The sequence below is a fragment of the Acidimicrobiia bacterium genome, assembly GCA_035651955.1.
Classification (GTDB): Bacteria; Actinomycetota; Acidimicrobiia; order IMCC26256; family JAMXLJ01; genus JAMXLJ01.
In genome coordinates this window covers 1-21,319 of sequence record DASRES010000011.1, presented here as the reverse complement: position 1 = coordinate 21,319, position 21,319 = coordinate 1, and the positions used below count along the sequence as shown (strand labels likewise).

Here is a 21,319-nt window from a genome sequence, read left to right as displayed (position 1 = left end):
CTGCGTCAGTCGCCGAGGGCGCTCCGCAGGTCGCGAACGTGCTCCTGGGTCTGCTCGAGCAGTGGCGCGAGCACGCTCGCGACGTCGGGGAGCCCGACCCCTTCGGCCTGCTCGACCCGATCGCGGTAGCGCTGGAGCTGCGCCTCTTCGAGCGCGAGATCCTGACGGAGCGCGCGACGTGGATCGGTCTCCACGGGAACGTCGGGGACCTTCGTCGACGGTGTCGCGCCGAGGAAGTCGACCTGGCGCGCGAGCGTCAACGCATGGTCGAGCTCCTGGCGCACGTGGACGGTGAGCTCGTCGAGCACGGACTGGTACTCAGCGCCCTTCACCGTCGAGATGTGCGACACGTACTGCACGATCGAGCGGAACTCGAGCTCGAGATCCTCGTTCAACGCCGCGATCAACTGACTGCGATCCACCCCCGCACCTCCAAGGTGCCGACTGCACGTCACGGGGGGCTACCCGATCGGCCCGGTCCGCATACGTGGTCCCGCATCAGTGAATGAATCTCGTGCGCAGCCGGTGCGACTCGTGTGCGAAGGTCGCGCGGTGGGGAACGACTCGAAGTTCGCGCTCGACACCGCAGTCAAGGCAGATCCTGCGGTCCCCGGCCGCTACGTCGCGGAGCTCACCGACGACTGGAACGCGCCGCTCAACCCGCAGGGTGGGATCACGACGGTCGTCGCGTTGCGGGCGATGATGGCCGAGCTCGACCAGCCGCACGAGCAGCTGCGCACCGTCAACACGGTGTTCGTCGCGCAGGTGCCGTCCGGGTCGCTCGAGGTCGACGTCGCGGTGTTACGACGCGGGCGCACGATGTCGCACGCGACGGCGACGATCCGCGCGCCCGGTGAGCGCGCGGGCCACACGGTCACCGCCGTGTTCGGCACGACGCGTGTCGGCTTCGAGTTCACGAACGTGACGATGCCCGTCGTCCCGCCGCCCGAGGAGTCCCGGCCGTGGCGCGACCCGCCTCCGGACGGCGTCGAGCTGCGCGGCATGCGGTTCGGCTACTGGGACAACGTCGAGAGCCGCGCCGCGTTCGGGCACCCGGCATGGGAGAACCACCCACCCGATCCCGACGGCTGCGCGTACTGGTGGCGGTTCGACGAGCCGCCGCGACTCTCCGACGGCCGTCTCGACCCGCTCGCGCTCGTCAGCGTATGCGACTCGATGCCCGGCGCGGTGTTCGAACGGATCGGACGCGCCGACGACATGCCCGTCGGCTACTCGCCCAGCGTCGATCTCAACGTGCAGATCCTCGGCGACGCGTACTCGGAGTGGCTCCTCACCCACACCGAGGCCCGCCACGCGAGCGACGGCTACGCGTCGGCGCAGAACTCGATCTGGGACCCCGAGCGCGGTCTCGTCGCGTTCGCGACCCAGACGATGTTCTTCAGCTTCCCGGACGGCGCGCCCGATCCTGCTCGCCTGCGCGTCGACTGACGCCGCCCACCGCCCGCGTCACAGCGGGCGGTGGCCGTCACCCGGCCCCGGTGTGACATGCACGAGCCGGCTCGGCTCGCGCACCTCGATCCGGTGCCACACCCCCTTCGGCACGACGATCGCCTCGCCCGCACCGAGCGGGTGGACACGTTCGACGCCGACGGTGTGCTGGTCGCCGCCCTGTTCGAGGATCACGTCGACGCGACCGGATACGAGGAACAGCAGCTCGTCACCGTCGGGATGGAGCTCGCCGCGATGGGGCGGGTTGCCCGTCAGCTCGGGCGCACCGACCGTGTAGCCGTCGACGCGGACGGGCGGCCCGGGCGCGGGATCGATCACGGACGAGGACCCGTCGCGCAGCAGCGCGACCACGGCACGACCGAGATCGAACGACGCCATCGCCCGATTCTCGCCCCACCGAGCTGACGACGCCACCGCGGCGTCACAGCGCGGACGTGACGACGCGTTCGAACGTGTCGACGTCGCCTCGATACGGGTCGGTCGGCCGCGGCCAGTGCACGACGAGATCGTCCACGCCGACGGCCGCGTAGCAGCCGAGCGCGTGACCGAACGCGCCCTCCGAGTCGAGGCCGGCATCGAGTTGCGGGCCCGTGAGGACCATGCGACGAAGCGTCGACGGGTCACGGCCGACGCGCGCGCAACATTCGTCGAGCCGCTCGATCTGACGGGCGACGGCCCGTGCGCCGTCGTCGGGCGCGACGTCCTCGCCGAGCGACGGGTCACCTGTCGTGACCCAGGAGTCGCCGAAGCGCGCCGCGAGCTCCATGCCGCGCCGACCGGTGGCGGCGACGGCAAACGGCGCTCGCGGCCGCTGCACGCACCCCGGATGGTTCGTCGCGCCGTCGGCCGCGTAGAAGCGGCCGCGGTACGTCGTCTCGGGCTGCCGGAGCAGGAGGTCGGTCAGCTCGACGAACTCGGCGAACCGAGCCGCGCGCTCGACGGGCGACAGCGGCTGCTCGCCGAGCACGCTCGAGTCCCAGCCGTACCCGCCGGCCCCGATGCCGACGACGAGACGACCGCCGGACACGTCGTCGAGCGTCATCAGCTCTTTGGCGAACGGCACCGGATGACGGAAGTTCGGTGACGCGACGAGCGGCCCGAGCCGGATCCGCTGCGTCACCGTCGCGGCCGCGGTCAGGGTCGGGACGCTCCCGAACCACGGGCCGTCGCGCAGCGTGCGCCACGCGAGATGGTCGTACGTCCACGCGTGCGCGAAGCCGAGCTCCTCCGCGCGCCGCCACAGCCGAGCCCCCTCGCTCCAGCGGTGCTCGGGCAGGAACACCACACCGAGGTCCATCACCCCATCCTCGCCTTCGCGCCGTCGACACCGTCGGTACTGTGGCCGCGCGTGCCGAGCTTCCCGACCGAACGCGAGATGTGCTCGTGGATCGAGGACGTCGTCGCGCGCGGTGTCCGCCGCCCGGGGTACGAGGCCGACCGCTGGACGGAGGAGTGGATCCACGCCGCGTTCGTCGACCTCGGGCTCGACCACGTGCGCTACGAGCCGGTCGAGTGCACGTACTGGCGCGACACGAACGCGCGACTCGACCTGCACGCGCGCGACGACGCCGCCACCGTGACGTGCTCGGCCGTTCCCCTGTCCGAGCCGACAACCGTCGAGGCGCCGCTCGCGCGACTCGAACGCGGCACGCCCGAGCTCGTGCGCGACCGGATCGCCGTCTACGACGTCACGATGATGACGTTCCCAGAACGGTTCCCCGTCAGCGCGCGCCCGACCGACAGCGCCGAACCGGGCTCGCCCGCTGCCGGGGGTTGGGCGTACGACCCGAACGACACCTTCGAGGGTCGTCTGCACGTGCTGCCCTTCGCGCCGGAGATCCACGACACGATGCAGCCCGCGATCGACGCGGGCGCGGTCGGGTTCGTCGGCGTGCTGCAAGGCTATCCGGGTGACTGCCGGTACTACGTGCCGTACGACGGTCGCGCGCGGCCGATCCCGGGTGTGTACATAGCCGAAGCGGACGCCGACCGCGTCTACGAGGCAGCCGCGAACAACGCGCTCGCGAGCATCACCGTCGACGCGACGCGCGACAGGACGACGACGCGCAACGTCGTCGGCGAGCTGCCCGGTGTAGACGACGAGTGGGTCGTCGTCGGCACGCATCACGACGCGCCGTGGGCGTCCGCGGTCGAGGACGGAACCGGCCTCGCGCTCGTGCGCGCGCAGGCGCAGGCCTGGGCCTCGGTGGCGGCGAACGAGCGGCCGCACCGGCTCGTCTTCGTCGCGACCGCCGCGCACATGGCCGATGGCGCGGGAACGCGCGCGTTCATCGCGCAGCACCGTGACGCGCTCGACGACATCGTGCTCGAGGTCCATCTCGAGCACGCCGCCCTCGACGCGACCGGCGCCGGGCCGCCCGTCGACGGCATGCCCGTCACCCCGCGCTGGTGGTTCACGAGCGAGATCCCGCCGCTCGAGCAGATCGTGTGGGACGCGATCCGGACGCACGATCTGGACCGGTCGCTGCTCATGACCCCGACCGCGCTGGGCCCGCGACCGACGACGGACGGCGGCTTCTTCCACGAGGTCGGCGTCCCGCTCGTCAACCATCTCGCCGCGCCGTGGTACCTGTTCGACCCGGCCGACACCATCGACAAGGTCGACCGGCGGACGCTCGTCGCGCTGACGCGCGCGACGTTCGACATCGTCGCGGCGACCGCGGGCAGGTCCGCCTCGACGATGCGCGCCGCGCACCGGTGACCGCCCCGACGATCGACGACATCCGTGACGCGAGCGCGCGCATCGCGCCGCACGTGATCCGGACGCCGGTCTTCACGAGCCGCCTGCTCGACTCCCTCGCCGGCACGCGCCTGCTGCTCAAGTGCGAGACGTTCCAACGCACGGGTTCGTTCAAGGCCCGCGGCGCGTGCAACGCGGTGTTCCGGCTCGGCGCGGACGACGCCGGGCGCGGCGTGGCGACGCACTCGTCGGGCAATCACGCGGCCGCGCTCGCCTACGCGGCAGCGCGGCGCGGGATCCCGGCCCACGTCGTCATCCCGACGACGGCGCCGCGCGTCAAGCTCGACGCCGTCCGCGCCTACGGCGCTCACGTGGTGCCGTGCGAGCCGACGCTGGCAGACCGCGAGCGCACGTTGCGCGCGGTCGTCGACGAGACGGGTGCGTGCGTCGTCCACCCCTACGACGACCCGGACGTGATCGCGGGCGCGGGGACCGCCGCGCTCGAGCTCCTGACGGACCATCCCGAGACCGGGCTCGTGATCACGCCCGTCGGTGGCGGCGGCCTGCTCAGCGGCACCGCGATCGCGTCACGCGCGCTCGACCCCGCCCGCGAGGTCTGGGGTGCCGAGCCCGAGACGGTCGACGACGCCTACCGGGCGCTCGCCTCGGGCCGTCGTCAGCAGAACGCCACCGCGGCGTCGATCGCCGACGGCCTGCTGACCGAGCTGAGCGACCGCACGTTCTCGATCCTGTCGTGCCTCGCGACCGGCATCGTCCGCGTCACCGACGCCGAGATCGTCGACGCGATGGGTCTGCTGTTCACGCGCACGAAGCTCGTCGTCGAGACGAGCGCGGCGACCGCGCTCGCCGGCGTCCTCGCGCTCGCGCGAACACGTGCGCTTCCCGACACGGTCGGCATCGTGCTGTCGGGAGGCAACGCCGACCCCGCCCGGCTGCCCTTCGACCGCGGAGCCGCGGGCTAGAAACCCTCGACGAGGTGCCGCGCGTGCTCCGCCTGGAGCAGCGCGGCGCGGTCGTGACAATTCGCGGCGTCGAGATGCCGCTCCTCGGCGACGCGATGCGCTCGTGCGGCCCGCTCGTACGCCTTTCGTCCGCCGGCCGACCCCGCCCCGGTCGCGGCCGCGTCGTCTCACTCGGACGATCCATCGGCCGCCGTTCTGCGCGCGACGCGCGCGTCCCAGCGAAGGGTACTCGCCGACGGCACGAAGCTCGGCGGGCGCCACCGGCCTCGCCGCACAGCCCTCGTTTCATGCGTCGCTCGTCTGGCCCGGCGCCGTGCCGGCGACGCATGGACGCTGTGACGGCCGCCGCCGTGCGCGGATCAGTAGTTGAAGACGAGTGCACCGCCCTGCGTGTACTCGTACACCGATGGCATGCCGGCGACCTCGGCGTTCGGCAGCCACTCGGCGTTCTGCATGTCGCGCGTCTTCACGCACACGGGGCAGGCGAAGAACCGGCCGCCCCTCTCGAGGTACTCGTCGTTCAGCGCGCTGGCCGACGGCGCACCGGGCACCTCGATCTTCTCGGCGAACCCCGGCGTCGCGGCGTGGATCCCGTCCTTGGTGAGGAACATCAGCGCCTGCTTGCCGGCGCGGAGTGCCTCGACGCCGACGAGGTAGGCGATCAGCACGTTCTCGGGCTCCTCGGCCCCGTGGTTCAGGCAGATGAGGACCTTGCTGTCGGGGGCGGCGGTGGTCGTCACGGCTGGTGCTCCTCTCGGGTGGTCGGGGATGTGCGGTGCGCGGCGGTCAGGTCGCGCCGTGCTCGGGCCAGAACCCGGAGCACAGCAACCTGACGCGGGTGATGCGCGCACTCGGACCGCAGCTCGCGTACGCGCACTGCTCGGCGATCGTCGCCTCGTCACCGAAGCGGCCGCCGCGGACGCGCACACGCCAGCGGAGCTGGAGCAGCGCGCCCACCTGGCCGACCGCGACGTCGACGACCTCGAAGTCCTCGACGTCGCCGAACCACGTCCCGAACGCGCCGCAGATCTCGTCCGCGCCCTCCCACTCGACGAGACCGCGTGGCAGCAGCGCGGACATCGTCGCGGCGGGATCGAGCGCGGCCGCGAGCCCGTCGAAGTCGTGCGCGGCGAACGCGTCGAGGAGCACACCCGCGACACCGAACTGCGCGTTGGCGGCCGGCTGAACCTCGGTCATGGTGTCGTTGTACGACGGGTCCGGCGCGTCCACATCGGGCAACCACCCGATCTTTCGGGCGCGCAACGGCACAGCGGCTCGCTGCCTCCGCGGCACGTGGGAGGATTCGTGCGATGCAGTCGACCTCGACCGTGCGGCTCTCGGAGCTCGTGGCGACGTTGTCGTTGGTGTCCGACCTCGGCATGGGCCGGCCAGTCGAGCGCGTGCTGCGGCAGACGGTGATCGCGATGCGCCTCGCCGACCTCGCCGGTGCGGGCGACGAGGTTCGATCGGCGACGTACTACACGTCGTTGCTGACGTGGGTCGGCTGCGCGGCCGACACGAGTGATCTCGCGGAGCTGTTCGGCGACGAGACGGGACTGTTCGCGGACACGCACGACGGCGATCTCGCGGGGATGACGCTGGCCGTCTTCATGCTCCGCCATCTCGGCCGGGGCCGCTCACCGGTCCGGCGCTTCAGCATGGCGAGCCGGTTCGTCGCGAGCGGCGGTCGCTCGGTACGGCAGGTGATGCTCTCGCACTGCCAGTCGACCGGCGAGCTCGCGCAGCGTCTCGGCCTCGGCGACCAGGTGCAGCGGCCGCTCGTGCAGGCGTTCGAACGATGGGACGGGCGCGGTGTTCCGGGCGCGGTCGGGAGGGACGACCTCGCGTTGGCCGCGCGCATCGTCCAGCTCGCGGACGCGGTCGAGGCGTACCACTTCACCGCGGGACGCGAGGCGGCCGTCGACGTCGCCCGTCGACGGCGGGGCACGCACTTCGATCCCGAGCTCGTCGACGTGTTCTGCGGGCACGCTGCTGACGTGCTCGCCGGCATCGACGAGGTCTCGGCGTGGGACGAGGTGATCGCGCTCGACCCCCGTCTCGGTGCCGAGCTGAGCGACGAGCAGCTCGACGCCGCGCTCGAAGCGCTCGCGGACTTCGCCGACCTGAAGTCACCGTGCCGGGCGGGTCACTCACGCGGTGTCGCCGCGACGGCCGCGACGGCAGCGACCGCGCTGGGGCTGGGTGCGGGCGACGTGCAGATGATCCGCCGTGCCGCGCTCGTGCACGACGTCGGGATGATCGGTGTCCCGAGCGGCGTGTGGGACGAGCCGGGCCCGTGGTCGTTGAGCCGGCGCGAACGCGCGCGGACACATCCCTACCTGCTGGAGCGCATGCTGGCGCGCACACCGTTGCTGGCCGACGTCGCGCGCTGCGCGTCGCTGCACCACGAGCGGCTCGACGGGTCGGGCTATCCGCACGGTCTGCGCGGCGACGCGCTGCCGCTGCCGGCCCGGATCCTCGCGGCTGCCGACGTGCACAACGCGCTCGGGCAGCCCCGCCCGCACCGCGACGCCGTCGATCCCACGCGCGTCGCGGAGATCATGCGCGACGAGGTGCGGGCCGCCCGTCTCGACGGCGAGGTCGTGAACGCGGTGCTGCGCGCGAGCGGTGAGCGCGTGCGCCGCCGGGCCGAGCTTCCGGGCGGTATCACGCCGCGTGAGGCGGACGTGCTCGTCTGCCTCGCGCGCGGCCGGTCGAACCCGGAGATCGCCAAGGAGCTGTCGATCTCGCGCAAGACGGTGTCCTCGCACCTCGAGCACATCTACGCCAAGCTCGGCATCTCGACCCGCACCGAAGCCGCGCTGTTCGCGATGCAGCACGGCTTCACCAGCGGCACCGCGGGCTGACGACGCGCGGCCAGAAAGATCGGGCAATCACCCGATTCGCTCCGCGCGCCGGCGGCGTAGAACCGCACCGTGGAGACCATCGACCGGGCGCTGGCGGCGTGGGGCGACTTCGATCCGGACGACCCCTTCCCGTTGTTCGACGAGGTACGCCGGCGCGCGCCGGTGCACGAGGTGACGCTCGCCGACGGTCACGACGCCTGGCTGGTCGTCCGGTACGCGGAGGCAAAGGCCGCCCTGAACGACCCGCGCATCTCGAAGGACATGCACGCGGCCCTCGCGTCGTCGGGCGGCGTCGTCGCGGAAGGCCTGCCGGGGCCCGCGTTCGCGCGCCACATGCTCGCCGTCGATCCCCCGGACCACACCCGCCTCCGCCGCCTCGTCGCGGGTGCCTTCTCGATGCGACGGGTCGAAGCGCTCCGCGCCGATGTCGAAGCGATCGTCGGGACGATGCTCGACGCGATCGTCGCCCGCGGTCCCGACGCGGTCGTCGACCTCGTGCCGTCGTTCGCGTTCCCGCTGCCGTTCACCGTGATCTGCGCGCTGCTCGGCGTGCCGGAAGCGTGGCGCGCACCGTTCGGCCGCTCGCTGCGCGACATGCTCGTGCCGACGCGCACACCCGAGGAGCTCGCGGCCGCGAAGCTCGCTTCCGACGACGTCGTCGCCACCCTGGTCGAGCTCGTCGCGCGCAAGCGACGAGAGCCGGACGACGCGCTCGTGAGCGCGTTGATCGGCGCGCGCGACGGTGAGGACCGGTTGAGCGAGCAGGAGCTCCTGTCGACGATCTTCCAGCTGATCGTCGCCGGCCACGACACGACGGCCAGCCTGATCGGCAACGCGGTCGTCGCGCTGTTGACGCATCCGGACCAGCTCGCTCGACTCCGCCGCGATCCGTCACTGGTCGCGAACGTGGTCGAGGAGGTGATCCGGTACGACGCGCCCGTACCGCACGCGACGTTCCGGTACGCGCGTGAGGACATCGAGCTCGGTGGCGTCGTGATCCCCGCCGGCGCGCAGATCGTCGTCAACCTGGCGTCCGCCAACCGCGACCCGTCGCACTACGCGCGGCCCGACGACTTCGACATCACACGTTCGAACGGTCGACACCTCGGCTTCGGCCACGGGATCCACTTCTGCCTCGGCGCGCCGCTCGCCCGGATGGAGGGCGAGATCGCCTTGGGCGAGCTGTTCCGGCGCTTCCCCGACCTGCGACTCGCGGTGCCCGTCGAGCGGCTCCACTGGGGGCACGGCGACGGGCTCGTGCTGCGCGGCCTGACGTCGTTGCCGGTGGTCGCGGGTCCCGTAGCGACGTAGCAGCGTCGGAGCAGTGTCGCAGCGGTGTCGTGACCGTGTCGGTTGCCGTCCGGCAGGCGGCAGACTGTCCCGGTGCAGGTGCTGTGCCCGACGCTCGTCGGCCGGGACGCCGAGCTGTCACGGCTCGACGCGTCGCTGACCGGCGCGCTCGACGGCCGGGGCGGGTGTGTCGTCCTCAGCGGTGAGCCGGGGATCGGCAAGTCGCGTCTCGTGCGCGAGCTGACGGCGCGGGCCGCCGCGCACGGCGTCCCGACGGTGTGCGGTCGCGCGGTGCCGTCGTCCACGAGCGTGCCGTACCGGCCGCTGACCGAGGCGCTGCTGCAGCTGCTGCGCGACCGCGACCTGCCCGACGACGAGCGCTTCGCGCCGTGGCGTGGCGCGCTCGGCGCGCTGCTGCCCGGTGTCGCGGAGACGGAGACCGCGACCGCGACGTCACCCGCGATCCGGGGCGAAGCGCTCGTCCAGCTCCTGCGACGGGTCGCGCCCGACGGGCTCGTCGTCGTGCTGGAGGACCTGCACTGGGCCGACCGCGACACGGTCGCGGTGCTGGAGTACCTCGCCGACAACCTCACCTCGGAACGGGTGCTGTGCGCGATGACCTTGCGCGACGCGCCGGAGTCACCCGCGCTCGAGCTCCTCCGACGCCTGCGCGGCCGCGCTGGCGTCGTGCATCTCGCGTTGGAGCGCCTCGACGCCCAGGCGATGGCCGCGATGGCGGCCGCGTGCGTCCCCGATGCGCCGCACGAGGTGATCACGCACGTGCAGCGCACGGCCGAGGGCGTTCCCCTCCTCGTCGAGGAGCTGCTCGCGTCGCCCGGTCTGCCACAGTCGTTCGCGGAGACGGTGCGCGAGCGCCTGGCCGACCTCACGCCCGACGCGCGCGCGGTCGTGGAGGCGGCAGCGGTGCTGGGTCGCGACTTCGACTGGGAGCTGCTGCCCGCAGTGACGGGCGCGTCCGTCGACACGGTGTGCGACGCGCTCGCGCGCGCACACGACCGCTTGCTCCTGACCTCCGACGGGCTGTCGTACCGCTTCCGGCACGCGCTGACCCGTGAGGCCGTGCTGGACGGGATGCTCCCACCGGCCCACCGCGCGGTCGCGGCGGCCGCGTTGGCCGCCGTCGACACGGCCCATCCCGCGCTCGACGGCTCCTGGCGCGAGGTCGCCGCGGACCTCGCCGAGCGGGCCGGCGACCGGCCGCGGGCAGGCGCGCTGCTCGCAGAGACGGGGCGCGAGGCGCTCGACTGGGGTGCGCTCGCCACCGCGATCGACGCGCTGCGGCGTGCGGTCGAGCTGCAGCGCGAGACCCAGGCGACGCGGAGCGAGGTGCTGCTCGTGGAGGCGCTCGCGCTCGCGGGACGGGCCGACGAGGCGTCCGCGGCGGGCGGCCAGCTCATCGCGCGTCTGCGTGACGATCCGGAGACCGAGCCGACGCGCGTCGAGGTGTACCTCCGTCTCGCGCAGGCCGCGGTCGCCGCATCGCGCTGGCCGACCGCGCGCAACCAGCTCGACGCGGCTCGCGCGCTGTGCCGGGACCGGCCTGCGCCCGCGGTGCGGCCGCGCATCGACGTCCTCGAGGCCGAGATCGCGTTCGCCGCGGACGACCTCGACGCCGCGCGACGGCTCGCCGAGGACGCTCTCGGCGCGCGCGACGTGAGTGCGGACGTCCGGTGCCACGCGCTCGAGATCGTCGGGCGCAGCCACCGGTTCGACGATCTCGTCGCCGCGCGTGACGCGTTCGAGCGCGCGCTCGCGACCGCGGAGGCCGCGAACCTGCCCGTCTGGCGGCTGCGCGCGCTCCACGAGCTCGGCACGATCGACCTCTTCGACCACGCCGGCATCGCGCGTCTCTCGGACGCGCGGCGCGCCGCCGAGCAGATGGGTGCGCTCAGCACCGCCGCCGTCCTCGACCTCCAGCTCGCCGCCGCGTTCACCTGCCGGTGGGATCTCGACGCGTGCGACGACCACGCGCGCGCCGCGATCGCGATCGCCGAGCGGCTCGCGTTGGACATCGTCCGTTCGAAGGCGCTCGCGATGCTCGCGGGCAGCGCGAGCATGCGCGCCGACGTCGCGGAGACCGAGCGCTACGTCACGTTGATGACGAGCGCTGCGCCGGAGGACCGGATGCTCGAAGGGTTCGGCTCCGGAGCCCGGGGCACGGTCGCGCTGCTCCGCGGTGACACGGAGGAGGCGCTCGCGCTGTTCGGGCGGGGCATGGGCGTCCTCGCACGTCTCCCCCACGCCGAGCCCGCCGCGATCCGCGCGCTGTGGCCGGTGCTGCTGGCGTCGGTCGGCGATCGGCGTGCCCAGCCCGCGATCGACGAGGCGCGCCGGCTCGGTGTCGCCGCGTTCCACCTGAACCGCGGGCTCATCGCGTACGCGGAGGCGATCCTCGCGGGGCGGGCCGGGCAAGGGCGCCGAGCCGACGAGCTGGTCGCCGACGCCGATCGAGCGTTCCGCAACTGCGAGGCCTGGGCCGAGCTGGCTCGCCTGCTCGCCGCCGAAGCGGCGCTCGCCGACGGCTGGGGCGATCCCGAGCGCTGGCTGACCGCGGCAGCCGCGCACTTCGCCGAGCGCGGGCTGCCGTGGCCGGCCCAGCGTTGTCGCGAGCTGCTCGCGAGCACGCGAGCGAACCCGTGGGCCGGCAACGGCATCACCGCGCGCGAGGCGGACGTGCTGCGTCTCGTCATCGAAGGGCTCGCGAACAAGGAGATCGCGGCCGAGCTGCGCGTCTCGCCGCGCACGGTCGAGAAGCACGTCGAGAGCCTGCTGCGCAAGACCGGTGCGCGGAGCCGCACCGAGCTGGCGGTCGCGAGCGCGTCGCCCGCCCGCCGGCGCAACTCGTAGCGACTCACGCGACCTCACTACGTAGACCGCTCCGCACGCCTACGTGGTCCTGCCGATGTGCGACGCCCGGCTGGCGTCACACCCTGGCCGCGGACACCGGTCCAGGAGGTCAACAGGATGATCCAGTCCGAGCAGGCGACCGCACGTGTGGCGACCGACGACGAAGCAACGGCCGTCCGTCGCGTCATCGAGGCGTACGCCGACCGCATGCGCGCCGACGATGTCGCAAGCATCGTCGACCTGTTCACCGAGGACGCCGCCGTCATGGCGCCCGACCTCGACGTCGCGGTCGGGCGGGCCGCGCTCACGGACGTCTATCGCGCCGCGCTGGACGCGGTCGCGATGGACTTCACGTTCACGTTCGACGACGTCGCCGTCTGGGGCGACACCGCGACGGTTCGCTCGCACACCGTCGGGACGAACACCGTCCGCGCGACAGGCGACCTCGTGCCCGGTCGCTACCGCGAGCTGTTCGTGCTGCGGCGCGGGACGGACGCGTGGAAGATCGCGCGCTACATGTTCCAACCCGTCCCGGAGCGGTCGTGAACCGCGGCCTGACCGGGCGCGGCAGCCGTCGTCCGTGGTGGTTCCTCGACGTGTTCGTCGAGGAGCTGTCGGACCGGGACGCTCGCCCGGTCGTCGCGCTCGCGACGTTGCCCGAGGGGGCGTCGCCGCCGCTGCACGTCCACCACGATCTCGACGACAGCTTCTTCATGTTGGACGGCTGCATGGTCGTCCGGTGCGGTGACGACGTCGACGTCGTCACTGCAGGCGACTGGGTGCCGTTCCCGCGCGGCGCCCCGCACACCTTCCGGGTGCTCGACGGCCCCGCGCGCGTCCTCATGGTTCACGCGGACGACTCGTTCCTGGCGTTCGCGCGAGCGATCGGCACGCCCGCAGACGCAGGCCCGCGAGCACATGGTCCCGACGCCGACACCCTGGCGCACCTGATGGCCGCGCACGGCATGGAGACCGTCGGCGAGTGCATGGAGGAGGACGAGGCCCGCGCGCTGCTCGTTCATAGGCGCGGCTCTCGCCTCCAAGGCGCGCGCCTCCACGGCGTGGACGTCCGCTCCTGATCGCGAGCCCGTGTCGTCGGCGTCCGCGCGCCGCGCGCCATTCGTTACGGGCGGCAGGGCTCGTTGCGCAGACTCGGGCAGGCCGGCAACGCGGACGGGACGAGCACGCCCGGAACGACCGGGAGGGTCAGGTTCGACGGCATGGCCGTCGAGAACGCGATCGACTCGGTCGCGGTGCCCGTCGGCGGCTTGGTCTCGTCGGACGACCAGATCGGCTGGGTGCCGTTCGGTGCCGCGATCGTGACCTTGATCCGCGAGCCGGCGCGGTAGACGTGTCCTTCGAAGTAGAGCGGGATCGTCACCGCGGCGAACTGTCCTGCCGGCATCGGCTGCGCGTCGGACGCCAGGAACGTCGGGATGGGCTCGAGCGGCGTGCTCGGCTGCTTGAAGATGTTGTCCGACGTCGTCGAGAGCTTGCGCTCGCTCGCGCGGATCCAACCGTTCTGCACGAACGTCTCGCTGCCGTCGGGCCGGACCTCGCTGATGGTCGCTTGGAGGTCGACGTCGGGCGTCGACGACTTCACCCACGCCTGGACCGAACCACCCCCGATGACGGACGTGTCCGTCGCGAGTGGCGCGGACGTGTACGACACCGCGGTGCCGGCCGGGTTGTGCTGCCAGTTCCACTGCCACTGGGACGCGTTGCCCCAGAGGCCGCCCGATCCGGTGTTGCCCGAGTAGTCGTTCGGCGGGAGCGCGGTGACGTCGGAGGTGTAGGTGTCGCTGCCGGGGAGGACCGGAGGCGTCGCGTTCAGCGTGCCGCCGGGCCCGAAGTACCACGTGCGCGCGGTCGTGCCCGGGATCGGGAACGCCGAGAAGGACTGCTCGAACGCCGGATACGGGTCGCCGGGGTTCGAGCTCGCGCCCACCAGGTGCCCGGCGCCGTTGTCGAACAGGATGCGAACCGGGGGCAACGCCTCGAACGCGGACAGCGCGCTCTGGTAGGTCGGCTGCAGCTGGATCGGATCGGGCGGCAACGTGACGACGTCGCTCTGGGGAAGCCCCATCGCCGCCTGGTAGATCACCGGCGCCGCGGCTCTGGTCGCGGCCTGGTTCACGATCGGCGCCTGGTGCGCGACGAAGAGCTGGAGGAAGTCGTACCAGCGGTCGTACGTGTACGGATCGAGTGAGTCGATGTGCGCGCCGTTGGTGAACGTGAACCACTTCTGGTTCGTGCCGGTGAAGTGCTGCGCGAGATCCGCGCAGTGGCCGCCCGTCTGCTCGTCCTCCCACTGGCAGGCGAGGAACGTCGGCACGTTGATCTTGTTCACGAACGTCACCGGGTCGAGCGGGTCGGCGACGGACGGGTTGTAGTAGTTGTTCGCGCGGATCTTGCTCATGAGGTCCGCGGCCTCGCCGTGCAGGACCTGGTTGTCCTTGCAGGTCTGGTCACCCGACTGGATCTGCTGGCTCGCGTACGGCTGCGTGCCGGGCGCGGGAGCGGGCTGTGCTTCCTGCTGGCGTTGCTGCGCCCACGCGACCGCGAACCCGGTGTTCAGGATCCCGCCCGGGTAGAGCGTCGTCGCGGTCGCGTCGAGCACCGACAGCGGCGCGATCGCTTCGAGATGCGGCGGCTGGAGCTGGGCGGTGAAGAGCTGGCTGATGCCGCCGTAGGAGATGCCGATCATGCCGACCTTGTTGCCGAGCACCCACGGCTGGTGCGCGATCGTCTCGATCACGTCGTAGCCGTCGAGGTTCTGGAGCGGCTCGAAGAAGTCGAACGCGCCGCCCGAGCAACCGGTCCCGCGCATGTTCACGTCGACGACCGCGAACCCCATGAGGTTCGCGAGGACCGCGATGCCGTTCACCGGCCCGGCCGGGTCCGCGTAGCCGTAGCCCGAGTACTCGATCAGCGTCGGGTACGGCGGCGCGTAGCTCGTGCTGGCCGGCAGGTTCGGAAGGTGGATCGACGACGGAAGGCCGGGCTCACCCGCGGGGCTCGTCGGCGGGTGGACGTCGATCGCGAGCTTCGTGCCGTCGCGCGTCGTGAGGTACGTGTAGCCGTTGTCGGGGATCGACTGGTTGTAGATGCCGGGATCCCACGGCGCGGCGGCGTTCGAGTGAACGGTCAGCGGACCCGACTCGGGCCCGCCCGGCTGCAGCCGCACGCGGTAGCCACTGCCGGGCGGCACGTTGCGGAAGAGCAAGCCGCCGAGCGAATCGGCGTTCTGCGTGGACAGCGTCGCCCCGGTCGGCGTGAGGAGCGACATCTGCGCGTTCGGCGCGAGACCGGTGACGTACACCTGCTCGGCGCTGCCCACGGCGGTGAACGGCGGTGGCGGCGGTCCCCCGGGCGTGCAGGCGACCGCCGTCAGGGCGAGGAGCACGGCGGCGCCCGTGGCGATGATGGTCCGTCCCGCCCTGCCCGTCCGCATCCCGCGCACCCCCCGATGACCCCCCGTCGACGCCGTGTGACCAGCGTGTTCGTCTTCGGGCGGGCTCAAACATCGCACCGAGCGAGCGCGGGACCCAAAAACACGCAACTAGGGGTTGCGCGTCCGGCCGGGATGTGCAACTATCGGTTGCGCGTCGGGACGAGCCCGGCGGCACGAGACCACGAGACAAGGAGACGATCATGGCCACCCGCTCAGGTTCCCCCGCTCCGCTCACCGCAGCTTCCGACGACTACGCCTACGCGATGACGGTGCACGCCTCGCTGCCCCAGGTCATCGCGGCGGTGACCGACGACGCGCTGATCCGCGGTTGGTGGACCGCCGCGACACGGTCCGAGCGTGACGGCGACGACGTGCGCCTCTTCATGGACAACGGCGCGCTGCTCGCCGGCTTCACGATCGAGCACGCGCCAGGAACCGACGCCGTCACGTGGACCGTCACCGAGTGCGTGCTCGACGACTGGATCGGCACCAAGCCCTCGTTCTCGGCGCGACAGAACGACGACGGCACGAGCGCGGTCGAGTTCCGCCACGTCGGGTTGCGCCCCGCGCTCGAGTGCTTCGACCAGTGCCGCGCCGGCTGGAACCACTTCATGCCGAGCCTGCACCAGTTCCTCGAGACCGGCGAGGGCCGGCCGAACCAGCCCCGCGACCCGTCGGCTTGATCCCGACGCCGCCTCCTCGCACGACGCGTCGGGTTCGGCGCCGACTGGCAGCGAGCACTGCCGGACGGCGCCGAACCCGACCGCGAAGGAGACTGGTCCGATGAGCGACTACACGATCGAACGTGAGATCGAGATCGACGCGCCCGTCGAGGTGGTGTGGCGCACGATCACCGAACCGGACCTGATCCGCACGTGGTTCGCGGACGTCGCCGACGTCGAGGCGCGACCGGGCGCCGTCGGGTCGCTCACGTTCCGGGCCGACAGCGACGCGCCCAACGTCGTCGGCATCACGGTCGTCACCGCCGATCGTCCGCACCGCTTCTCGTACCGCTGGGTGTATCCGCCCGGTGAGCGCGCGACGGAGACGAACTCGACGCTCGTGACGTTCACACTCGTCGCGGACGGCGACGAACGCACACGACTGCGCGTCGTCGAGAGCGGCCTCGACCAGATGGACATGACCGAGGACGACAAGCGGAAGTTCTTCGAAGAGCACCGACACGGTTGGCAGGTCCAGGGAGACCGCCTGCGCGACCTGTTCGCCGCCGGACGCGCATCGCCATGACCAATGCATCCGACGACGACGATCTCTGGGAGGCGGTGGCGGATCCGACGCGCCGCAAGCTGCTGGATCTGCTCGTCGCGCGCGGTCAGGCCACCGCGACGACGCTCACGACGGAGATGCCCGTCAGTCGGCAAGCGATCTCGAAGCATCTCGCGCTGCTGCAGCGCGTCGGCCTCGTCGACGGACACCGCCAAGGGCGCGAGGTTCGCTACGAGGTCCGCGAACAACGTCTCGCCGAAGCGACCGGAGCGCTGTCCGAGGTCGCCAAGCGTTGGGATCGCCGGTTACGAGTGATCAAGCAACTCGCCGAAGAGGCGCACGCCGCCGAGCGCGCGACGCGCGCCGAACGCGACGCGGATCAGCGTCCGACGACCTGACCTTTGTGGTCGACGGCTCCGTCACATCTCGCCGTGGCGAACCGGGCCGGCTGGTTCGTACGTGCCGAGGACGATTCCGAGCTCGGTGACGGTGACGTCGACGGGACGCATCGTCGCCGGGCGGACGCCCTCGTCGAACAAGCGGCGACCCGAGCCGAGCACGAGCGGGAACGTCATCAACCGAAAGCGGTCGACGAGCTCGTGCTGCAACAGCGTGCGGAGCAGGTTGCCGCTTCCCCAGATCTGCAGCTCGTCGCCGGGTTCGTCCTTCAGCGCGCGCACCGCTGCGACGATGTCGCCCGTCACGAGGCGCGCCGTGTCGGGGTGCTCGCCGCGCCACGTCGCGTCGGCCTCGCCGAGCGAGTGCGACACGACGTACTTGGGCCGCGAGTTGATCGCGCTGGCGATCGGATTGGCGGGGTCGGTCTGATCGGGCCAGTAGCCGCGGAAGATCTCGAACGTCCGGCGACCCAACAAGAACGCGCTCGCGTGCCCGTTGAGCTCGGTGACGAACTCGCCGACGGCCGGGTCCGCGAACGGGGCCTGCCAACCGCCGTGCACGAACGCCCCGCTCGGATCCTCCTCGGGTCCGCCCGGGGCCTGCATCACGCCGTCGAGGGTCAGGAACGTCTGAACGGTGAGCTTCATGTCGATGCAGACGACGCGCGCCACCGATTCTGAGCGCGTCTCACGCGGGATCACTGGTGACCGCGCCGGAACGGCGCACCGGGTACCGGAGGTGCAGCGCGCGCGTGCCTTGGACGACGACGGGATCGTCGAGCACGACGTGGCCGCCGACGAGCTCGCCGAAGTAGCGGATGCCGCTCCCGAACAGCACGGGCACCTGGCTGATGCAGAGCTCGTCGACGAGGCCGAGGTTCAACGCCTGCTGGATGATGTCGGCGCTCGCGATCGTGACGAACTTGTCGCCCGCGATCTCCTTCGCGGTCGCGACCGCCTCCTCGACACTGCCCGTGAAGGTCGTTCGCGGGAACCGCTCCGCGGCGTCTTCGGGCGGTGGACGGTGGGTCACCACCACCACCGGCGCGCCGGCAGGATGGTTGTCGCCCCAGCCGTCGGTCTGGTCGAACAACCGACGGCCCGCGATCAGCGCGCCGCAGCCCAACGTGAGGTCCCGCAACATCGGGGCGCTCGCCGCGTCGACCGAGAACGTCATGCCCTGCTGCGCGCTCGGCACGACGACGTCGCCGCTCCAGTACCAGTCGAAGAGCTCCGCCGGGTTGTCGTCGGGCTGGGCGACGAACCCGTCCAGCGACATGCACATGTGCGTCAGCACCTTGGTCATGCCCCTCACGACTCCCCTCGCGCCGCCGACTCATCGCTCGACGACGGACCCTCGGACGCGCTCGGGCGCCGCGTCGTCTCACGCTCGGGCAGTTCGATAGACCGGAGCGGGTACGTCGGCGAACAGGGTGGCGAAGGAGGGCACGCGATGCCGAAGGCGATCAAGGGGAATGCAGGGCGGAAGCCGCCCGAGCCGACCGCGAGCCACGCCGACATCGACGAGTGGTTCGAGCGCCAGGTGCCCCACCTGCAGCCCATCCTCCGGCACCTCGACGAGTCGATCCGAGCGACGATCCCGGGCCTTCACTACGCCGTCAAGTGGAAGCGCCCGTACTACGGGCTCCCGGAGCTCGGGTGGATCATCGAGCTCGCCGCGTACGACGTTTCCGTGAATGTCGTCTTCCTCGGGGGCGCGGACTTCGATGCCCCGCCGCCACTCGGCACGGCCGACCGCACCCGCTACGTCAAGGTGACCACGATGGAGGAGGCGGACGGACCGGAGCTGCACGCGTGGCTCGAGCAGGCCGGCCGAACCCCAGGCTGGAAGTAGCGCCCCCGGCAGGATTCGAACCTGCGACACACGGTTTAGGAAACCGTTGCTCTATCCCCTGAGCTACGAGGGCTGGGGCATGTGACGAACGTGGTTGCCAACGTGGCGACTAACCGCGCACGGCTGTCGCGTCCCGCGGTGACGGTAGTCGCCGTGGCTTGACGTGAACCGCCCCGGGTCTGGTGGAGGCTCCGTCCCTATGCGGGAGGATGGGGCCGATGGCAGCTCCGAGGAAGCATCCGGATGAGGTTCGCGAGCGTGCGGTGACGCTCGTATTCGAGTGGCGTCGCGCGCGTGGCCGCGACACGGGCGGGTTCAAGGAGGTCGGTGAGCAGCTCGGCGTGCACCCGGAGACGTTGCGGAACTGGGTTCGCCAAGACGACGTCGATGGCGGCCGCCGGGCGGGGTTGACGACCGTCGAGAAGGAACGCGTCCGGCAACTCGAACGCGAGAACTTCGAGTTGCGCCGCGCGAACGAGATCTTGAAGTCCGCGGCGGCTTTCTTCGGGGCGGAGCTCGACCGCCGACCGAAGAGGTGATCCGCTACATCGACGTGCACCGCGACAGGTTCGGGGTCGAGCCGATCTGCACAGCGTTGCAGTTCGCCCCGTCGACGTACTACGCGGCGAAGTCGCGGCCGCCGTGTCGCCGTCGCGTACGCGACGAGCAGCTGAAGCCACACATCGAACGCGTGTGGCGCGAGAACCGTTGCGTGTACGGGGCGCGCAAGGTCTACAAGCAGCTGCGACGGGAAGGGATCGTCGAGCCGCGCTGTCGCATCGAACGGCTGATGCGTGAGCTCGGCTTGTGTGGGCGTGTCCGGGGGGCTCGGCGGCGCACCACGATCCCGGCCGATGTCGGTGCCCGGCCGGCGGATCTCGTCGCACGGAGCTTCAAGGCGCCAGCACCGAACCGGTTGTGGATCGCGGACATCACCTACGTTGCGACGTGGTCGGGGTTCGCGTACGCGGCGTTCGTCACCGACGTGTTCTCCCGCCGGATCGTCGGTTGGCGGGTCTCGAAGAGCCTGCGCGCGGATCTCGCGCTCGACGCGCTCGAGATGGCGATCTGGACCCGCCACGGTGAGGACCTCAGCGGATTCGTCCATCACTCCGACCGGGGCGTGCAATACCTGTCGATCGTCTACACCGAGCGGCTCGCCGCCGAAGACGCGGTCACGTCGGTCGGCAGCCGCGGCGACAGCTACGACAACGCGATGGCCGAGTCGATCAACGGGCTCTACAAGGCCGAGTGCATCACGCTCGAAGGGCCGTGGCGCAGCGTCGAGGACGTCGAGCTCGCCACGCTCGCCTGGGTCCACTGGTGGAACACCAAGCGCATCCTCGAACCGATCGGCGACATCCCGCCCGTCGAGTCCGAGAAGATGTGGCACGAACAACAAGCGACGAGCACGGCCGGGAGCCCCGCCGGGCTCGTCACACAATGACCGGGTCTCCATCAAACCCGAGGCGGTTCACACCGTCGTACGCCACCGCCTGAACCGCCGCGGTGACCGCCAGCTCAACCGCGCGTTGCACACGATCGTGATGGTTCGGATGCGCCAAGACGCCGAGACGAAGATCTACGTACAACGTCGGATCGCCGAGGGCAAGAGCGTCCGCGAGATCAAGCGGTGCTTGAAGCGCTACGTCGCCCGGCGGCTCTTCCGCGAGCTTGAAGCGCTCCCGTCAACGACTTGACCCAACATAGAAGCGTCCCCTTATCACCGGTCGAAAACTGACTGTGAGTCTCGGGTCCACCGGTTGAGTGGCGCCGGCGTTGAGGCTGGCTGTCGGTGACGGCGCGTGACCCGAAAACTGATCGGCCCTTCGGGTGCCTTGAATGGGACTTGTCCGCGGCGTCGCCGGCACCGGCCCGGTCGCCGTGCGTTGGCCTGATCAGAAGCTCGTCCGCCGCGATGCGGCGTGACTCATCACAGTCTTGCCGCAGCGCCGCTCGGACCGGCACCGACAACGGTTCACTCCCTTGGTCAAGGAGCGGTGTCCATGCTGGCAGAACATCTCGACGTCGTCATCGGTGTCGACACGCACAAGCACACGCACACGGCTGCCGCGGTCAGCGGCACGGGCGCGGTCATCGAGTGCCTCACGGCGTCGGCGTGCCCGAGGGGCTATCGGCAGCTCCTCGCGTTCGGTCGCAAGCACAGCGCAACGATGTGGGCGATCGAAGGGACGGGCAGCTTCGG

22 protein-coding genes, 1 tRNA gene, 1 pseudogene and 1 other annotated feature are annotated in these 21,319 nt (G+C 71.3%); of the genes and pseudogenes, 15 read left to right on the top strand and 9 right to left on the bottom strand.

What is annotated here, in order from left to right:
* Positions 1 to 5: 5 nt before the first annotated feature.
* A complete protein-coding gene (locus VFC33_02960; protein HZR12189.1) occupies positions 6 to 422 on the bottom strand; it encodes a ferritin-like domain-containing protein in 417 nt (138 codons plus the stop codon).
* Between the two features lie 130 nt (positions 423 to 552).
* On the opposite strand from VFC33_02960, the gene VFC33_02955 reads away from it, so the two are divergent.
* Positions 553 to 1,449, top strand: a complete 897-nt coding sequence (locus VFC33_02955) for a thioesterase family protein (GenBank protein ID HZR12188.1) — start codon at positions 553 to 555, stop codon at positions 1,447 to 1,449.
* An 18-nt stretch (positions 1,450 to 1,467) separates the two neighbouring features.
* Here VFC33_02955 and VFC33_02950 read toward each other — a convergent pair whose 3' ends face one another.
* Together VFC33_02950 and VFC33_02945 are read right to left on the bottom strand one after the other, a co-directional pair.
* Complete coding sequence (locus VFC33_02950; GenBank protein ID HZR12187.1) at positions 1,468 to 1,848, bottom strand: cupin domain-containing protein; 381 nt, start codon at positions 1,846 to 1,848, stop codon at positions 1,468 to 1,470.
* A gap of 43 nt (positions 1,849 to 1,891) precedes the next feature.
* Positions 1,892 to 2,767, bottom strand: coding sequence for an LLM class flavin-dependent oxidoreductase (locus VFC33_02945; protein ID HZR12186.1), 876 nt, complete (start codon positions 2,765 to 2,767; stop codon positions 1,892 to 1,894).
* Positions 2,768 to 2,818: 51 nt separating this feature from the next.
* Between VFC33_02945 and VFC33_02940 the strand changes: the two genes are divergently transcribed.
* Together VFC33_02940 and VFC33_02935 are read left to right on the top strand one after the other, a co-directional pair.
* Positions 2,819 to 4,192, top strand: a complete 1,374-nt coding sequence (locus VFC33_02940) for a hypothetical protein (protein HZR12185.1) — start codon at positions 2,819 to 2,821, stop codon at positions 4,190 to 4,192.
* Entirely contained in the window at positions 4,189 to 5,154 is a 966-nt protein-coding gene (locus VFC33_02935) for a pyridoxal-phosphate dependent enzyme (GenBank protein ID HZR12184.1), read from the top strand. Before VFC33_02940 ends, VFC33_02935 begins: the two co-directional genes overlap by 4 nt.
* A 359-nt stretch (positions 5,155 to 5,513) precedes the next feature.
* Here VFC33_02935 and VFC33_02930 read toward each other — a convergent pair whose 3' ends face one another.
* Together VFC33_02930 and VFC33_02925 are read right to left on the bottom strand one after the other, a co-directional pair.
* Positions 5,514 to 5,894: a DsrE family protein gene (locus tag VFC33_02930; GenBank protein HZR12183.1), complete on the bottom strand. Its 381-nt coding sequence runs from the start codon at positions 5,892 to 5,894 to the stop codon at positions 5,514 to 5,516.
* 46 nt (positions 5,895 to 5,940) lie between these two features.
* On the bottom strand, positions 5,941 to 6,351 hold the full coding sequence (locus VFC33_02925; protein ID HZR12182.1) for a nuclear transport factor 2 family protein: 411 nt from the start codon (positions 6,349 to 6,351) through the stop codon (positions 5,941 to 5,943).
* Between the two features lie 113 nt (positions 6,352 to 6,464).
* Between VFC33_02925 and VFC33_02920 the strand changes: the two genes are divergently transcribed.
* The 5 genes from VFC33_02920 (at position 6,465) to VFC33_02900 (ending at position 13,258) form a co-directional block, all read left to right on the top strand.
* Complete coding sequence (locus tag VFC33_02920) at positions 6,465 to 8,021, top strand: HD domain-containing phosphohydrolase (GenBank protein ID HZR12181.1); 1,557 nt, start codon at positions 6,465 to 6,467, stop codon at positions 8,019 to 8,021.
* 69 nt (positions 8,022 to 8,090) lie between these two features.
* A complete protein-coding gene (locus VFC33_02915; protein HZR12180.1) occupies positions 8,091 to 9,332 on the top strand; it encodes a cytochrome P450 in 1,242 nt (413 codons plus the stop codon).
* Between the two features lie 72 nt (positions 9,333 to 9,404).
* On the top strand, positions 9,405 to 12,179 hold the full coding sequence (locus tag VFC33_02910) for a LuxR family transcriptional regulator (GenBank protein HZR12179.1): 2,775 nt from the start codon (positions 9,405 to 9,407) through the stop codon (positions 12,177 to 12,179).
* Positions 12,180 to 12,296: 117 nt separating this feature from the next.
* Positions 12,297 to 12,725, top strand: coding sequence for a DUF4440 domain-containing protein (locus tag VFC33_02905; protein ID HZR12178.1), 429 nt, complete (start codon positions 12,297 to 12,299; stop codon positions 12,723 to 12,725).
* Positions 12,722 to 13,258, top strand: coding sequence for a cupin domain-containing protein (locus tag VFC33_02900; protein HZR12177.1), 537 nt, complete (start codon positions 12,722 to 12,724; stop codon positions 13,256 to 13,258). Before VFC33_02905 ends, VFC33_02900 begins: the two co-directional genes overlap by 4 nt.
* Before the next feature lie 44 nt (positions 13,259 to 13,302).
* Here VFC33_02900 and VFC33_02895 read toward each other — a convergent pair whose 3' ends face one another.
* Complete coding sequence (locus VFC33_02895; protein ID HZR12176.1) at positions 13,303 to 15,633, bottom strand: CocE/NonD family hydrolase; 2,331 nt, start codon at positions 15,631 to 15,633, stop codon at positions 13,303 to 13,305.
* 200 nt (positions 15,634 to 15,833) lie between these two features.
* Between VFC33_02895 and VFC33_02890 the strand changes: the two genes are divergently transcribed.
* The 3 genes from VFC33_02890 (at position 15,834) to VFC33_02880 (ending at position 17,258) form a co-directional block, all read left to right on the top strand.
* Positions 15,834 to 16,316 carry a hypothetical protein gene (locus VFC33_02890; GenBank protein ID HZR12175.1) on the top strand — a complete coding sequence of 161 codons (483 nt, stop codon included), beginning with the start codon at positions 15,834 to 15,836 and terminating at the stop codon, positions 16,314 to 16,316.
* A gap of 100 nt (positions 16,317 to 16,416) precedes the next feature.
* A complete protein-coding gene (locus tag VFC33_02885; protein HZR12174.1) occupies positions 16,417 to 16,881 on the top strand; it encodes an SRPBCC domain-containing protein in 465 nt (154 codons plus the stop codon).
* Positions 16,878 to 17,258, top strand: a complete 381-nt coding sequence (locus VFC33_02880; GenBank protein HZR12173.1) for a metalloregulator ArsR/SmtB family transcription factor — start codon at positions 16,878 to 16,880, stop codon at positions 17,256 to 17,258. Before VFC33_02885 ends, VFC33_02880 begins: the two co-directional genes overlap by 4 nt.
* A gap of 21 nt (positions 17,259 to 17,279) precedes the next feature.
* On the opposite strand, the gene VFC33_02875 is transcribed toward VFC33_02880, so the two are convergent.
* Both VFC33_02875 and VFC33_02870 read right to left on the bottom strand, forming a co-directional pair.
* A complete protein-coding gene (locus VFC33_02875) occupies positions 17,280 to 17,906 on the bottom strand; it encodes a dihydrofolate reductase family protein (protein ID HZR12172.1) in 627 nt (208 codons plus the stop codon).
* A gap of 40 nt (positions 17,907 to 17,946) precedes the next feature.
* Complete coding sequence (locus tag VFC33_02870; GenBank protein ID HZR12171.1) at positions 17,947 to 18,564, bottom strand: dihydrofolate reductase family protein; 618 nt, start codon at positions 18,562 to 18,564, stop codon at positions 17,947 to 17,949.
* Between the two features lie 147 nt (positions 18,565 to 18,711).
* Here VFC33_02870 and VFC33_02865 point away from each other — a divergent pair, with 147 nt between their 5' ends.
* The gene (locus VFC33_02865; protein HZR12170.1) at positions 18,712 to 19,113 is read left to right on the top strand and encodes a DUF1801 domain-containing protein; all 402 of its coding nucleotides are present in this window, start codon (positions 18,712 to 18,714) and stop codon (positions 19,111 to 19,113) included.
* Here VFC33_02865 and VFC33_02860 read toward each other — a convergent pair.
* Positions 19,114 to 19,186, bottom strand: a tRNA-Arg gene (locus VFC33_02860).
* 145 nt (positions 19,187 to 19,331) lie between these two features.
* Here VFC33_02860 and VFC33_02855 point away from each other — a divergent pair.
* The 3 genes and pseudogenes from VFC33_02855 to VFC33_02845 all read left to right on the top strand — a co-directional run.
* Positions 19,332 to 20,560 (top strand): IS3 family transposase gene (locus tag VFC33_02855; GenBank protein ID HZR12169.1). Its coding sequence is split into 2 segments (ribosomal slippage): positions 19,332 to 19,611 and positions 19,611 to 20,560, totalling 1,230 coding nucleotides; the frame shifts between segments, so codons are not numbered across the junction.
* Positions 19,610 to 19,723 (top strand) — a sequence feature (AL1L pseudoknot). It overlaps the preceding gene by 114 nt.
* A gap of 37 nt (positions 20,561 to 20,597) precedes the next feature.
* Positions 20,598 to 20,813: pseudogene (locus VFC33_02850) on the top strand (transposase).
* Positions 20,814 to 21,119: 306 nt separating this feature from the next.
* The coding region (locus VFC33_02845; GenBank protein ID HZR12168.1) for an IS110 family transposase at positions 21,120 to 21,319 on the top strand (200 nt) is incomplete at its 3' end.

Coding starts and splice junctions, on each gene's coding strand:
- VFC33_02950 (HZR12187.1), bottom strand. CDS start 1,848: ATGGCGTCGTTCGATCTCGGTCGTGCCGTGGTCGCGCTGCTGCGCGAC.
- VFC33_02945 (HZR12186.1), bottom strand. CDS start 2,767: ATGGACCTCGGTGTGGTGTTCCTGCCCGAGCACCGCTGGAGCGAGGGG.
- VFC33_02925 (HZR12182.1), bottom strand. CDS start 6,351: ATGACCGAGGTTCAGCCGGCCGCCAACGCGCAGTTCGGTGTCGCGGGT.
- VFC33_02920 (HZR12181.1), top strand. CDS start 6,465: ATGCAGTCGACCTCGACCGTGCGGCTCTCGGAGCTCGTGGCGACGTTG.
- VFC33_02905 (HZR12178.1), top strand. CDS start 12,297: ATGATCCAGTCCGAGCAGGCGACCGCACGTGTGGCGACCGACGACGAA.
- VFC33_02895 (HZR12176.1), bottom strand. CDS start 15,633: ATGCGGACGGGCAGGGCGGGACGGACCATCATCGCCACGGGCGCCGCC.
- VFC33_02890 (HZR12175.1), top strand. CDS start 15,834: ATGGCCACCCGCTCAGGTTCCCCCGCTCCGCTCACCGCAGCTTCCGAC.
- VFC33_02885 (HZR12174.1), top strand. CDS start 16,417: ATGAGCGACTACACGATCGAACGTGAGATCGAGATCGACGCGCCCGTC.
- VFC33_02880 (HZR12173.1), top strand. CDS start 16,878: ATGACCAATGCATCCGACGACGACGATCTCTGGGAGGCGGTGGCGGAT.
- VFC33_02875 (HZR12172.1), bottom strand. CDS start 17,906: ATGAAGCTCACCGTTCAGACGTTCCTGACCCTCGACGGCGTGATGCAG.
- VFC33_02870 (HZR12171.1), bottom strand. CDS start 18,564: ATGACCAAGGTGCTGACGCACATGTGCATGTCGCTGGACGGGTTCGTC.
- VFC33_02865 (HZR12170.1), top strand. CDS start 18,712: ATGCCGAAGGCGATCAAGGGGAATGCAGGGCGGAAGCCGCCCGAGCCG.